Below are 13,368 nucleotides of genomic sequence, written 5' to 3'. Positions count from 1 at the left end.
CGGCTCAGACGGTGGCGTAGCGGTTGGCGGGGCGGGCGAGGCCCAGCAGCCCGCGCAGGGTGTCGGCCTCGTAGGACCGGCGGAAGGCGCCGCGGCGCTGGAGTTCGGGCACCAGGCCGCGGGTGATCGCCTCGAGGTCGTGGCCGATCACACCGGGGCGCAGCCGGAAGCCCGTCAGTCCGGTCCGCTGCCAGCTCAGCAGCAGATCCGCGAGCTGTGCGGGGGTGCCGGTGAACACCTTGGCGTCGCTGGTGTACGGATGGCCCGCGAGGGCGTCCAGGCGCTCCCGTCGGGCGGCCGCGGCACCCGGTTCGTCGTCGAGGAACACCACCAGGTCGCCGAAAATGTGCAAGGGCTCCGCCGCGCGGCCCGCCGCGGCCTGGGCGGCGCGTATCTCGGCGACGGTGGCGCGGGCCTGGTCCGTGTCGTGCGGGGTGATGTAGCCGATGTCGGTGGCGCGGGCCACCAGCCGGTAGGGCACGCTCTGATGGGCCAGGGCGCTGATGACCGGCTGTCCCTGGGGTGGCCTGGGGGTGATCGAGGGGCCCTTGACGCTGAAGTGCCTGCCCTCGAAGTCGATGTAGTGCAGCTTGTCGCGGTCGATGAAGCGTCCGGTGGCGACGTCCCGGATCTCGGCGTCGTCCTCCCAGCTGTCCCAGAGGCGGCGTACCACCTCGATGTAGTCGGCGGCCTCCTCGAAGAGCTCGGCGGTCAGCTCCCGGACCACCGGGGTGTCCAGATCCTCGGGGCCGAAGCGCGGAAGGGTGCGGCGGCCGAAGTGTTCCGCCTCGTGGCGCCGCCTGGACACCCGGATCCGCAGCCCCGCGCGGCCGGTGCTGACGTAGTCCAGGGTGGCGATCGCCTTGGAGATGTGGAACGGCTCGGTGTGGGTGGCGACCACGGTCGGCACCAGCCCGATGTGCCGGGTCAGCGGCGCCACCCGGGAGGCGATGAGCACCGCGTCCAGCCGTCCGCGCACCTGGTCGGTGCGGCCGTCGGGCTCGGTGCGGTGCGAGGACTGGAGCGAGAGCCCGTCCTCGAAGGTCACGAAGTCGAGCAGCCCGCGCTCGGCCTCGGTGACGACATCGGTCCAGTACGCCGGGTCGAACAGCTCCCGGGGCCGGGCCTGCGGCTCGCGCCATGCGGCCGGATGCCAGCCCGCCCCGTCGAGGGCGACGGCGAGGTGCAAGGGGGTGGATGAGGACTCGGACACGAAGGGTGCCTCCCTGGTCGGCCATGGGTGATCACCGCTCCTCATCGGGAGGGCGCGGTGTCCTCGAGGTGATCAGGTCAGCGGCGACAGAGCGCGCCGGCCACGCGCAGCAGGTCGATGTGGTGCCGGGAGTACAGGCGGACGCCCCCGCCCAGGGCCGGAGCCGGCGCGGGCGGGCAGATCATCGGTCGCGACACCATCGCCTCCCGTTCCCGTTCCCGACGGGCCTTCGGGCCCTGGCTGATATCTCGGAACGCTACGTGAGGCCGGTGACCTCACGCAATCGTCAACTCGGACGGCGCCGCGACATATTCCCCGACGCCCATGGGCAATCCGACGAAGTGTGGGCGGCCTCGCTGACGCGTGACCCGACGACGGCGCGGGCCGACCGGGGCGGGGCGCAGGTCGTGATCCGTACGTGGGCCGGTACCGGGGTGCCGCTGTGGCAGGGGCTGCCGGGGGCCACCGTCACGCCGTACGAGGCCAGGTGCAGCAGTGCGCTCTGCTCCTGCGCGACGGGCACCCACAGTACGAGCCCGTCCTCGCACCGCACGTCGACTCCCTCGTCGCGCCGGGCGTCGCGGAGCAGGCCCCGCCGGACGGCATAGCGTTCGCGGGCGGCGTCCACCGCGCGCCGCGCGCCGGGGTCCTCGATCAGGTGGGCGAGCGCGTCCTGGAGGATACGGCTCGTCCAGACCATGCCGTGGGCGTGCTCCGCGCGGATCCGGTCGATCTGCTCGGCCCCCGTCGCCCGGGTATACCGCGACGCGGCGGTCTCGCCCCGGCTGGCCGTCACCCGCACCGTCTACCCCGCTCCGGACCGCACCGCCGCGCTGCGCGACCTGGAGCGGGGGACCCGCGCCTGGAGCGCGGAGATGCGCCCGGACACCGACTGGGACGCGCTGGACGGCGAGGAACTGCTCGCGCTGCACACCGTCCACACCGGCCCGGCCGGCCACATCGCCCGTTCCCTGGCCGCCGATCCGGTGATCCGGCTCGCGGACGAGCTGATCGCCCAGGTCCAGCCGGGCGAACCGGGCTTCGACGCCACGCTCTCCGCCCTCCGCACCATCGCGCACGACGTCGCCCCGGCCCTGCGCCGGCTCCTCCCCCCGTCCGTCCCCCGCCAGCTCAGCGAGGTCTCACCGTGAATCTGCGCCCCCCGCCCATCGTGCCCTGCCCGCCGCCGTGTTCACCGTGGCGACGGCCCTGGTTCTGACAGGCTGCGGCAGCGCCACCGGAAGCGACGGCTCCGGCAAGACCGACCCCTCCGAGGTCACCCTGGTCGTCGGCACCCCGAACAAGGCCGGTCTGCACCGCGCGCTGCTGGCCTCGGGGGACGACGTCAAGGTCGTCAACCTCGACACCGCCGCCGGATCAGCCGCCCTCAACGGCGAACACGCCGACGCGTTCGTCGTCTGGGATCCGAACACCGCCATCGCCCCAGACCCAGCAGCACGCCCGCGTCCTCGAGCCCCTCAAGCCGGTGATCGATCCGCCCGGGATGCTCTACGCGCCCTCCGCCGCCCTCGACGATCCGTCGAAGAAGGCCGCGCTGCGGGATCTGACGCGCCGCGTCATCCGGGCCAACGCCTGGGTCAACAAGCACCCCGAGGCATGGGCGAAGAGCATCTCCCGACTGTCCGGAATCCCCCTCGCCACCGCCAGGCTCCAGGAGGAGGTGGACTAAGCCACAGCGGACGCCGGTCAGCGGGGGGACGGTGACCGGGCCCCGCGGGCGGCCACGGCACCATGAACCATGCTGATCATCATGTGCGGGCTGCCCGCCACGGGGAAGACGACCCTGGCGAGGGCACTCGCCCGGCAGACCGGCGCGGTTCATCTGCGGATCGACACCATCGAGCAGGCGATCGCGCGGTCCGGGCCGGCGCGGCACCCCGTCGGCCCGGTCGGCTACATCGTCGGCTACGCCCTCGCCGAGGAACACCTGCGACAGGGCCTGACCGTGATCGCCGAATCCGTGAACCCCCTCGCCGTCACCCGCGACGCGTGGCGCGAGGTGGCCGTCCGCGCCGGTGTCCCTGCGGCCGAGGTCGAGATCGTCTGCTCGGATCCCGCCGAGCACGAGAGGCGGGCGTCCCAGCGCACCGTGGACATCCCTGATCTGCCCCTGCCCACCTGGACGGACATCACAAATCACGTATACGAACCGTGGCATCGGGACCACCACGTGATCGACACCGCCGGACGCGCCATCACCGACTGCCTCATCGACATCCGCCACGCCATCGGCCTCCCGCCCCAGGACCCCCCGCCCGCCGCGCAGGGCGGACACCGCCGGAGCGACGGCCGTTGAGAACGGAGTTGTCCAGTGGGGTGGTCGTTCCGGCGGCCGTGCGGACGGCGGTCTCTCGGCGCCCGCCGGGTGTCGAAGCGGGTGGCGGCCGTCATGCCCGGCCCCGGCCGAGGTCGTGACGGAAGACGGCGGTCCGCACCGGCCGGTGCCGGTTCTCGCGCTCCTCGCGGGCGTACTGACGGACGAAGCCGAGCCGCTGGTAGACGCGCTGGGAGACGACGTTGTCCCACCCCGTGTCCAGGACCAGGGCGCGCATGCCCCACGACCGGGCGCGCTCGATGCCCTCGGCGAGCAGCGCACCGCCAACTCCGTGACCACGGTGTTCGGGCAGGACGGCCAGCAGGCGCAGCTCCGCCTCGTCGGGCAGGGCGAGGCGCGCGTACGCGGTGCCGGGGCGCAGCAGACTCGCGGTGCCGATCAGTGCGCCGCTCGGTTCGTCCACGGCCACCAGCAGATCTCCGGCGGCGGCGCGGCCGGGCGTGTCGCGCAACAGGGCCAGCCGCTCGGGGCGGGGTGCGCTGTTACGGCTGCGGAAGCCCTCGACGGTGAGCGCCGCGACCCGTTCGTGCTCGTGGGCGCGGGCGGTGCGGACGCGGATGTCGCTCATCGGACCGGTGCCTGGGCGTGCCCGAGGCCGAGATGATCGCGCAGGGTGGTGCCGTGGTACTCCGAGCGGAACACCCCGCGTTCCTGGAGTTCGGGAATCACGGTGTCCACGAACTCGTCCAGTCCGGTGGGGGTGAGGTGCCCGGAGATGATGAATCCGTCGCAGGCGTCGCTCTGCACATAGGTGTTGATCTCCTCGGCGACCTGGGCCGGTGTGCCGACGAAGGCGTGGCGGCCGGTCAGCTCGATGACCAGGTCGCGGATGCCCAGCTTCTTCGCCTCGGCGACCTGACGCCAGTGGCGCGCCACCGCGAGGGGGTCGTGGTGGTGACGGGCCCGGCCACGGGTGATGCTGACGGCATCGGCGAGTGGCTCGACATCGGGCAGTGGTCCGTCGGGGTCGTAGCCGGACAGGTCGCGTCCCCATACCTGTTCGAGCTGTGCGATCGCTCCCTGTGGGGAGACCTGCCGGCGGCGGATGTGGCGGGCGCGCTCACGCGCATCCTCCGCGGTGTCCCCCAGCACGAAGGTGGCCTGGGGCAGGATCTTCAGATCCCCGGGAGTACGGCCGTACGTGGCGAGCCGGCCCTTGACGTCGGCGTAGAAGGCCTGGCCCGCCGCCAGTTCGGCGTGGATGGTGTAAATCGCGTCGGCGGTCGCGGCGGCGAACTCACGGCCGTCGCCGGAGTTTCCGGCCTGGATCAGCACCGGGTGGCCCTGGGGGCTGCGCGGCACCGTGGGTCGCGCGGTGATGTCGAACTGGGGTCCCCGGTGGCGTACTTCGGCGATCGCCCCGTCCTTGACGAAGACCCCGGCGGCGGGGTCGGCGGCCACCGCGTCCGGGGCCCAGGCGTCCCACAGCTCGCGGGCGACCTCGACGAACTCCGCGGCGCGGGTGTACCGGTCGGCGTGGTCCAGGAAGCCGCCCCGGCGGAAGTTCGCGCCGGTGAAGGCGTCCGAGGAGGTGACCACGTTCCATGCGGCGCGCCCGCCGGAGAGGTGGTCCAGCGTCGCGAACTGCCGGGCGAGTTCGACGGGTTCGTTGAAGGTGGCGTTGACGGTCCCGGCCAGGCCGATGCGGTCGGTGACGGCCGCCAGTGCGCTCAGCACCGACAGGGTGTCGGGTCTGCCGACCACGTCCAGATCGAAGATCCTCCCGCGGTGCTCGCGCAGCCGTAGCCCCTCGGCGAGGAAGAAGAAGTCGAACTTTCCGCGCTCGGCGGTCCGCGCGAGATGGTGGAATGAGGAGAAGTCGATCTGGCTGCCCGAGCGCGGATCGCTCCAGACGGTGTGGTTGTTCACCCCGGGGAAGGCCGCCCCGAGGTGCACCTGCTTGGTGGGTTCGCTCATGCCGGACTCCCGGGGTCGATCAGGACGGCGGCGAGACGCCGGGGATCACGCATGGCTCCCCCGCTCCGCGCCACCGGTGGCGGGCAGCCACTTGGCGAAGCAGACGCTGTACGGGTCGCGGGAGTAGGGCGGATAGGGTGGGATGCGGTACCAGCCCTCGCGTGCGTAGAGCGCGGCGGCCTCCGGCTGCCGGACCCCCGTCTGCAGCATCAGCTCCGCCACGTCCCGTTCGGCGGCGGACGCCTCGACGGCGGCCAGCGCCGCCGCGGCCAGCCCGCGGCCGCGGTGGTCGGCACGGACGAAGACGCGCTTGATCTCCCACCGGTCGCCGGGCAGTGCGCGCAGCGAGGCGGTGGCGACGGGTTCGCCGGAGCCGGTGAAGGCGACCCAGGTGACGGCCACTTCGTCGGCGGTGGGCGGGGGCGGCAGATGCGGACGTGGCCCGAAGACGGCATAGCGGGGCTTGATCTCCGCGTCCATCAGCGCCCGCAGCTCGGCGGCCGCCGGGTCGTCCCAGCCGAGTGCCGCCCAGCGGACGGGCCCGACCGGGTCGGGCGCGGGGGCGGGTACGGCGGCGCGGGATTGGCGTAGCTCCCGCGGGAACGTGTCGGTCACGGTGGTTTCCTCATGAGGGGCGTGGGCTCTTCGGAGCCGACGCGGACAAGTTGACGTACCGTCATGCCTCACGGCGCACGGAAGTGCGGCCCCGTACGGGCGGACGGATCACACGCGAAGAAACAGCTGGGAGAAGGCGCCCGGCGGGCAGCCGTCAATGCCTCAACAACACTGCGCGCTCACCACTCGACCGAGGTCGACGTGGTGGCGGTGCACCAAAAGCGTGGAGGCCATGGGCGCCACCCAACACCGGCGTTCGTGTACTGGTCAAGCCACGACCAGCATGCGGAACGGCGGAGGGGCCCCGGGCACACCGCGCATCTCACCATGCGGTCCGCTGTTGACCTCGGCAGACAGCGGTGTGAGCATCCCAATCCCATGTCGCGGACTCTTCTCTGCACGCGCCGCCGCACGGTCGATCACATGGTGATCACCAGTGCCGCCTGTTTCTCTCTGCCCGTGCGCGGCCGGTGCTCCATGACGTCGACCTGAACATCGCGCAGGGCACCATCGGCGCCGTCGTCGGCCCCAGTGGCGCGGGGAAGAGCACCCTGGCCCGCTGTGTGAATCTGCTCGAACGCCCCACATCCGGGCGGGTATGGGTGGCCGGAACCGATGTGACGGACCTCCCGGAACGTGAACTCCGCCATGCCCGGCGGGCCAACGGAACGGTCTTCCAGTCGGCCAATCTGCTGCGGCGGCGTACGGCGGCGCAGAACGTGGCGATGCCACTGCGCTCAACGGCGAGCCGCCGCTGACGGGGTTCTTCTGAGCCCGTGCCCGACACATGGCCGTCACATCCGGATGGAAATGTGCGGCCGATCCCGGGAGTTTGGCCAGACATGACTATAGGAGTCGCACTCACCGCCGCGGACGCGGACAACCAGATCGATGCCACCGTCCGCCTCGCCGGGGAAGCCTCCGCCGCCGGGCTGCGGTCCGCCTGGTTCGGGCAGACATTCGGCGCCGACTCGCCCCAGCTCGCGGCCATCGTCGGGCGCGAAGTGCCGGATCTGCACGTGGGCACGTCCGCGATCCCGGTCTTCGGACGTCACCCGTTGCTCGTCTCCAGTCAGGCCCAGACCGCTCAGGCGGCCACGCACGGCCGATACCACCTGGGACTCGCTCTCGGCACCAAGCTCCTGACCGAGGCGGGCTTCGGCATCCCCTTTGCACGCCCCATCGCCCGCCTGCGTGAATTCCTCACCGCGCTGCGGCAGTTGACCGAGACCGGCGCCGCCGACTTCCATGGCGAACTGCTCACCGCGACCACCCCGATCCCCGCCCGCGTGCCGGGTGCCGGGGCCGGCGTACCGCTGCTCGTCGCCGCGATGGGCCCACAGGCGCTGCGGGCCAGCGGGGAGCTGGCCGACGGCATCCTGCCGTACCTCGCCGGGCCCCGGGCCCTGGCCGAGCACATCGTCCCCGCCGTCACCGCGGCGGCGGAGGCCGCCGGCCGTCCCGCGCCCCGCATCGTGGCGCTCGTACACGGTGTGGTCACCGACGACCCCGACACGGTACGCGAGACGGTGGCCGAACAGCTCGCGTTCTACGAGCAGATCCCCTCCTACGCACGGGTCATCGGACTCTCCGGCGGCACCCGTGCCGTCGATGTGTCCGTGATCGGCGATGAGAAGACCGTCGCCGCCGAGGTGCGGCGCTACCGCGATGCCGGGGCGACGGAGGTGGTGTTCTCGGGGACGGAAGCCGCCGGTGAGACCGCCCGGCGCCGCACCTGGGCGTTCCTGGGGGAACTCGCGGGCTGAACACCACCAGGGTTCACCCGCTGACCCGCGCCCCGCTCCTGTCCTCCCGAACGTCCCGAACCGAACGTCCCGAACGAACGTCTCGAACCGAACATCCCGAGAGAGACCGAACATCCCCAGAGAGAAGGAAGACACCGGAGAGATGGCCACGTACCGCACCCTCGGCCGTACCGGCGTGAAGGTCAGCCCCCTGACGCTCGGCGCGATGAACTTCGGCGCCTGGGCCAACCGTGACCACGACGACGCCGTCAAGATCATTCACCAGGCCCTCGACGCGGGCGTCAACGTCATCGACACGGCCGACGTGTACTCCCAGGGCGAGAACGAGGAGATCGTCGGCAAGGCCCTCGCGGACGGCCGCCGCGACGACGTGTTCCTCGCGACCAAGTTTCACGGCCAGATCGGCGACAACCCGAACCACCAGGGCAACTCGCGCCGATGGATCCACCGGGCCGTCGAGGACAGCCTGCGCCGCCTGGGCACCGACCACATCGACCTGTACCAGGTCCACCGGCCCGACCCCGCCACCGACTTCGAGGAGACGCTCGGCGCACTCGACGACCTGGTACGACAGGGCAAGATCCGCTACTTCGGCACCACCACCTTCGAGCCGCACCAGATCGTCGAGGGCCAGTGGATCGCCGAGCGCCTGCGCCGTCAGCGTCCCGTCACCGAGCAGCCCCCGTACTCCATCCTCGCCCGGGCGGCCGAGCGGGCCGTGCTGCCCATCGCCGAGCGGTACGGGCTGGGTGTCCTGCCGTGGAGCCCGCTGGCGGGCGGCTGGCTGTCCGGTCACTACCGCAAGGGGGACACCACGCATGCCGCGTCCAGCCGTCTGGAGCGCCAGCCGCACCGGCACGATCCGGAGCTGGCGGCCAACCAGCGCAAGCGTGAGGCGGCGGAGCGGCTCGCCGAGCTGGCCGACGAGGCGGGTCTGTCGCTGATCCACCTGTCGCTGGCGTTCGTGCTGGAGCACCCGGCCGTATCGACGGTGATCATCGGCCCGCGCACCCGGGAGCACCTGGTGAGCCAGCTCGGCGCCGCCGACGTCCGTCTCCCGCGGGACGTGCTCGACCGGATCGACGAGATCGTGCCGCCCGGCACCACGATCAGCCCGGCTGACGAGGGCTACCAGCCCCCGTCGCTCACCGACCCGGCCACCCGCCGCCGCCCGGCCGCGCGCGGCTGAGGCCCCAGGGGCTCAGCGCAGGAGGTGGCCGGAGGCGCGCAGGACGTACCCGGCCACCCTCTTGCCGAGGGTGACTCCGGCCTCGTCCGCGGAGCGGGTGTGGATGCCCGAGAGGATCCGCGCGTCGACGTTCTCGGCCGTCAGCCGGTGCCAGTCCGTGTACGTACGGGTGACCCCCGGCGCGGTGGGGCTGGTCAGCTCGAACGGTGCGGTGCGCGAACCGGTGAGCGCGGACAGTATCCCCTCCGCGGCGCCCGCGTAGGTGTTGTGGCCGCTGGGATAGTCCGGGTGCGCCGGGGTGTTGTGCAGCGGCGTCCATCCGGGGTCGGGGTCGATGGCGCCGGTGCGGATGGCGGTGACCGGGCGCCAGCGCAGATAAGCGTACTTGGAGTCGGAGGTCGCGATCTGCGTGTCCACCGAGGCGATGTGGAACAGCGCCACCAGCTTCGCCCGCTCCGCCACCGACCCGGCGGAGCGGGACAGCGCGACCCGCAGCGGCTCGGTGTAGAGGGTCAGCGAGGAGCCGTACCAGAAGGTCGCCGTCTGGGTCTGGTGGGCGGTGCGCCGGGTGCTGTCCGCCGCGCCGTAGGCACGCACTTCGGCCAGGTCCGACCGGTACCGCCGGGAGCCCAGCGCGGGCGGCGGGCCGAGCCGGAACTGGCCGGGGGTTGTCAGCGCGAACGGCTTCGCGACGCGGTTGCCGTACTGCGCGGCGGGGGCGTACGCGGGCGGCGTCGGCTGCCAGACGCCGGGGGCGGCCGGGGGCACGGTGAACGGGGCGTCGACCGACGCCGGGTCCAGGCCGTCGCCCTCCCGGGACGCGAGGACGGACCGGGCCTCCCGCTCACCCGCCGCCACGCCCCGGTCCTCGGCCGGGCCGTCCGGGATCCCGTCGAGGGTGCGGCGGAACGCGGCGTCCAACTGCTCGGTGCGCGTGGGCACGAGGGCGACCAGGGAGCTGTGCACGGCGGAGGCCAGCGCCGCGTCCTGGTAGCCGCCCCGATCGACGCCCGTGGGCACCTCCCGGGTGGCTCGTGCGCCGGCCAGCCAGCTCACCGCCCAGGTGCGGCTGTTGGTCACCTGGGTCGGCGCTCCGGCCGCCGCGATCGTCTGGGCCGTGGTGTCGTACCAGTCGAGCGCCACCGATGGACGGGGCTCGGCGGGCGCCGCGACGGCGGTCGGGCCCACGGCCGAGGCGGCCAGCAGCGACGTGGCGCCGAGGGCGAGCATGAACGGTCGAGTGGCTATCGGGCTCACCAGCAACTCCTGCAAAAGTATGGGGACTTGGGTCAGTCGTGGGACATCTGGCGGCTCTCGGGAAGGCCGTCCTCCCGCTCGGTGCGCGCGTCCACGCCCAGCCGGGCGAGCAGTCGCTCGCGCAGCGCGGCGTACTCGGCACCGGCGGGTCGACGCGGCGCCGGAACCTCCACGGTGAGGTCGGCGGCGATCCGGCCCCCGTCCAGGACCACGATCCGGTCGGCGAGCGCGATCGCCTCGTCCACGTCGTGCGTGACCAGCAGCACGGCGGGGCGGTGCCGCTCGTACAAGCGGGCCAGCAGTGCGTGCATACGGGTCCTGGTGAGCGCGTCGAGCGCGCCGAACGGCTCGTCCGCGAGCAGCAGTTCGGGCTCACGCACCAGGGAGCGGGCGAGTGACACCCGCTGCTGTTCGCCGCCTGACAGCTCCACCGGCCAGGCGTCCTCCCGCCCGGCCAGACCCACCTCGGCCAGCGCGGTGCGGGCCCGCTCCTCGGCGTCCCGGCCCGTGAGCCCCAGTGCCACATTGGCCAGCACCCGTTTCCATGGCAGCAGCCTGGCGTCCTGGAAGACGACCGACACATGGGCGGGTGCGCTCAGTACGCCTTCGCCACCGGCGTCGTGGTCGACTCCGGCGAGCGCCCGCAGCACGGTGCTCTTGCCGGAGCCGCTGTGGCCGAGCATGGCCACGAACTCCCCGGCGCGCAGGCTCAGATCGAGTCCGTCCAGCACCTTGCGCCCGCCGAAGGCGCGCACCAGCCCCTCGATGCGGACGGCCACCGCGGCCTCCGGGGCGGTGACCGTCAGCCCGCCAGCGTGCGTCGCCATGACAGGACCTTCCTCTCCACAAGCCGTACCAGGCCGTCGGAGAGCAGCCCGAGAAGTCCGTAGACGACGAGGCCGACGATGATGACGTCGGTCTGCCCGTACGTCCGCGCGAGCCCCATCATGTAGCCGATCCCGCTGGTGGCGTTGACCTGTTCGACGACGGCCAGCGCCAGCCACGCCGCGGTCACGGCGAATCGCATCCCGAGCAGGAAGCCGGGCAGCGCGCCCGGCAGCACGATGTGCAGCAGGAAGCGCGGACGGCTCAGCCCCAGCGTCTCGGCGAGTTCCACATAGCGGCTGTCGATGGTGCGCAGTCCGTTGTGGGTGTGGATGTAGACCGGGACGAAGGCACCGAGGGCGATCGTGATGACCTTCATGGACTCCCCGATGCCGAACCACAGGATCAGCAGCGGGATGAGCGCGAGCGAGGGAATGCCCCGCTTGATTTGCACCGGGCCGTCGATCACCCCCTCGCCGAGCCTGCTGAGCCCCGCGATCAGGGCCAGCACGAGCCCGGCGGCCGTCCCGTACGCCAGGCCGGACAGGGCCCGCACGGTGGAGGTCCACACATTGGACTGGAGCCTGCCGTCCGCGATGAGGTCACCCGCCGTGGTCACCACCGTCCAGGGGGCGGACAGGTTGCGCGCGTCGATGAGGCCGGTGGCCGAACCCGCCGACCAGAACGCGAGCAGCAGAAGGGGACCGAGGGCCCGGCCGTACGGGATGGGGCGGCCGGGACCGAGGCGCCGGCGGGCACCGCGGCGCCCGGCGTTCCGCGCGGCCGGGACCGCCTTCGTCGTCTTGGCCGTCTCGACGAGCGTCAGCCGCTCGCCCGGGGCGTCCGTGCTCATCGCGGCTGCCCGGATTCCGCGATCGCGTCGGCGGCGACCGACTCGTACCGGCGGTCGAAGAGGATTCCCGCGTCGAACCTCTGGTGGCCCGTCTCCTTCGCCAGCAGGTCGACGGTCTTCTGCTGCCGCGCGATGGCCGGCGTCCAGTCGGCCGGGATGTCCGGGTGGCCGTTCTGCTTCACCAGGTACTCACCGTCCGCGCGGGTGAGGCCCTGGTCCTTGACGTAGTAGCCGTCGATCCACTGCTCGGGGTGCCGGTCGACCCAGACCTCCGACCGCGCCCAGAACCTGATGAACTCCCTGATCGCGGCGGCTTTCTGCGGATCGCTCACGGCGTCGGTCACCGCCCACAGATGTGCGGGGTCGTCACGCAGGCCGTGCTGGATGGTCTTCCCGCCGTCCTTGCCGTATTTCGCGGGATAGCGCTTGATGTTGACGCTTCCGAGGGGCGCGACGTCCACCTGGCGGCTGCCGAGCGCGGTCGGGTACACATCCCCGGTGCTGGGCAGCTCGACCAGTTGCACATCGTCCTTCGAGAGCCCCGCCTTGGCCAGGATCCGCAGCACGAGCGCCCCCTGGGCCTGCCCCGGGCTGTAGGCGATCTTCTTGCCGCGCAGGTCCGCCAGGGTGTCGACGTCCGCGCCGGGAGCGATTCCGAGTTCGTAGACGGGGTGCTGCAACGGGTCCTTGCGGAATTCCGTCGCCACCAGCTTCGTATCGAGACCGGTCCAGTGGGCGTGTATCGACGGGATCTCCGCCGCCGAGCACAGATCCAGGGAATGCGCGCGGAAGGCCTCGGAGCACTGCGGACCGCCACTGATATTGGCCCACTTGACCTTGAAGGGCAGCTTGTCGAGCTGCCCGGAGAGCTTCAGCGCCACCTCCGTGTCCGGCGCACCGACCGTAATCGACGTATTCGCCTTCACCTTCTCCGGAATCTTGACGTGGGCGAGGTTCTTGCTGTCGGCGGCAGTCGGAGAAGGGGTGTTGTCTGCGCATCCGACCAGCAGCGAGGTGCAGGTCAGAGCGGTCAGGATGAGCGGCGCGAGCCTGGGCATACACATTCCCGGGTGCGAGGCGTACGGCATCGGAGCGTACGGAGGTGAACTGATGTCGCGGGGGGTGGAATTCGTCGCGAGTGCGGGGTGTTCGCTGCGGGATTTCAGCTACACAGTGCGACGGCGATGCGCATCAGATCGACGGGGCGCCGCTGCGTGAACCGCGGAGAGGTCGGCATGCCGCTGAAGCTACCCACCGCGTCAAGAAAGGGTCAAGCACGCGTTCGTATTCCGAGGAAGCGGCAATGACGACTTCGTACTGCTGCCATGTTCGCGTTACACAGCCTCCGGGGACATTTCGTGGAAGCCCAGCAGGGCG

General features: G+C 71.9%; 16 protein-coding genes. 6 read left to right on the top strand and 10 right to left on the bottom strand.

Going from position 1 to position 13,368, the window contains the following annotated elements; all coding sequences use genetic code 11:
* Nucleotides 1-4: 4 nt before the first annotated feature.
* From NP777_RS04930 to NP777_RS04925, 3 genes are all read right to left on the bottom strand, one after another.
* A complete protein-coding gene (locus tag NP777_RS04930) occupies nt 5-1,213 on the bottom strand; it encodes an LLM class flavin-dependent oxidoreductase (RefSeq protein WP_256648795.1) in 1,209 nt (402 codons plus the stop codon).
* A gap of 77 nt (nt 1,214-1,290) precedes the next feature.
* Nucleotides 1,291-1,398: a putative leader peptide gene (locus NP777_RS48435; protein ID WP_391858464.1), complete on the bottom strand. Its 108-nt coding sequence runs from the start codon at nt 1,396-1,398 to the stop codon at nt 1,291-1,293.
* A 101-nt stretch (nt 1,399-1,499) separates the two neighbouring features.
* The gene (locus NP777_RS04925; RefSeq protein WP_256648794.1) at nt 1,500-1,913 is read right to left on the bottom strand and encodes an aminotransferase class I/II-fold pyridoxal phosphate-dependent enzyme; all 414 of its coding nucleotides are present in this window, start codon (nt 1,911-1,913) and stop codon (nt 1,500-1,502) included.
* Between NP777_RS04925 and NP777_RS04920 the strand changes: the two genes are divergently transcribed.
* The 3 genes from NP777_RS04920 (at nt 1,912) to NP777_RS04910 (ending at nt 3,530) form a co-directional block, all read left to right on the top strand.
* Entirely contained in the window at nt 1,912-2,364 is a 453-nt protein-coding gene (locus NP777_RS04920) for a hypothetical protein (protein WP_256648793.1), read from the top strand. The genes NP777_RS04925 and NP777_RS04920 overlap by 2 nt on opposite strands.
* 335 nt (nt 2,365-2,699) lie before the next feature.
* Entirely contained in the window at nt 2,700-2,903 is a 204-nt protein-coding gene (locus NP777_RS04915; protein ID WP_256648792.1) for a hypothetical protein, read from the top strand.
* 69 nt (nt 2,904-2,972) lie between these two features.
* Complete coding sequence (locus tag NP777_RS04910; RefSeq protein ID WP_256648791.1) at nt 2,973-3,530, top strand: AAA family ATPase; 558 nt, start codon at nt 2,973-2,975, stop codon at nt 3,528-3,530.
* Nucleotides 3,531-3,621: 91 nt separating this feature from the next.
* Here the strand turns inward: NP777_RS04910 and NP777_RS04905 are convergent, their stop codons facing one another.
* The 3 genes from NP777_RS04905 to NP777_RS04895 are packed head-to-tail and all read right to left on the bottom strand — an operon-like array spanning nt 3,622 to nt 6,101.
* Entirely contained in the window at nt 3,622-4,137 is a 516-nt protein-coding gene (locus NP777_RS04905; RefSeq protein WP_256648790.1) for a GNAT family N-acetyltransferase, read from the bottom strand.
* Nucleotides 4,134-5,486 carry an NtaA/DmoA family FMN-dependent monooxygenase gene (locus NP777_RS04900; protein ID WP_256648789.1) on the bottom strand — a complete coding sequence of 451 codons (1,353 nt, stop codon included), beginning with the start codon at nt 5,484-5,486 and terminating at the stop codon, nt 4,134-4,136. Before NP777_RS04900 ends, NP777_RS04905 begins: the two co-directional genes overlap by 4 nt.
* A gap of 45 nt (nt 5,487-5,531) precedes the next feature.
* Nucleotides 5,532-6,101, bottom strand: coding sequence for a GNAT family N-acetyltransferase (locus NP777_RS04895; protein WP_256648788.1), 570 nt, complete (start codon nt 6,099-6,101; stop codon nt 5,532-5,534).
* 470 nt (nt 6,102-6,571) lie between these two features.
* Here NP777_RS04895 and NP777_RS04890 point away from each other — a divergent pair, with 470 nt between their 5' ends.
* The 3 genes from NP777_RS04890 to NP777_RS04880 all read left to right on the top strand — a co-directional run bounded on the left by NP777_RS04890 (nt 6,572) and on the right by NP777_RS04880 (nt 9,056).
* The gene (locus tag NP777_RS04890) at nt 6,572-6,859 is read left to right on the top strand and encodes an ATP-binding cassette domain-containing protein (RefSeq protein ID WP_256648787.1); all 288 of its coding nucleotides are present in this window, start codon (nt 6,572-6,574) and stop codon (nt 6,857-6,859) included.
* 84 nt (nt 6,860-6,943) lie between these two features.
* On the top strand, nt 6,944-7,867 hold the full coding sequence (locus tag NP777_RS04885) for an LLM class F420-dependent oxidoreductase (RefSeq protein WP_256648786.1): 924 nt from the start codon (nt 6,944-6,946) through the stop codon (nt 7,865-7,867).
* Between the two features lie 142 nt (nt 7,868-8,009).
* Entirely contained in the window at nt 8,010-9,056 is a 1,047-nt protein-coding gene (locus NP777_RS04880) for an aldo/keto reductase (RefSeq protein ID WP_256648785.1), read from the top strand.
* Between the two features lie 12 nt (nt 9,057-9,068).
* Here NP777_RS04880 and NP777_RS04875 read toward each other — a convergent pair whose 3' ends face one another.
* The 4 genes from NP777_RS04875 to NP777_RS04860 are packed head-to-tail and all read right to left on the bottom strand — an operon-like array spanning nt 9,069 to nt 13,049.
* The gene (locus NP777_RS04875) at nt 9,069-10,313 is read right to left on the bottom strand and encodes a vanadium-dependent haloperoxidase (RefSeq protein ID WP_256648784.1); all 1,245 of its coding nucleotides are present in this window, start codon (nt 10,311-10,313) and stop codon (nt 9,069-9,071) included.
* A 32-nt stretch (nt 10,314-10,345) separates the two neighbouring features.
* Nucleotides 10,346-11,140: an ABC transporter ATP-binding protein gene (locus tag NP777_RS04870; protein WP_256648783.1), complete on the bottom strand. Its 795-nt coding sequence runs from the start codon at nt 11,138-11,140 to the stop codon at nt 10,346-10,348.
* On the bottom strand, nt 11,116-11,991 hold the full coding sequence (locus tag NP777_RS04865; protein ID WP_256648782.1) for an ABC transporter permease: 876 nt from the start codon (nt 11,989-11,991) through the stop codon (nt 11,116-11,118). The genes NP777_RS04870 and NP777_RS04865 overlap by 25 nt, the downstream gene beginning before the upstream one ends.
* A complete protein-coding gene (locus NP777_RS04860) occupies nt 11,988-13,049 on the bottom strand; it encodes an ABC transporter substrate-binding protein (protein WP_256648781.1) in 1,062 nt (353 codons plus the stop codon). The genes NP777_RS04865 and NP777_RS04860 overlap by 4 nt, the downstream gene beginning before the upstream one ends.
* Nucleotides 13,050-13,368 lie beyond the last annotated feature (319 nt).

It is taken from the genome of Streptomyces rugosispiralis, assembly GCF_024505145.1.
In the GTDB taxonomy this organism is placed as follows: Bacteria; Actinomycetota; Actinomycetes; order Streptomycetales; family Streptomycetaceae; genus Streptomyces; species Streptomyces rugosispiralis.
This window is presented reverse-complemented; position numbering and strand designations above follow the sequence as displayed.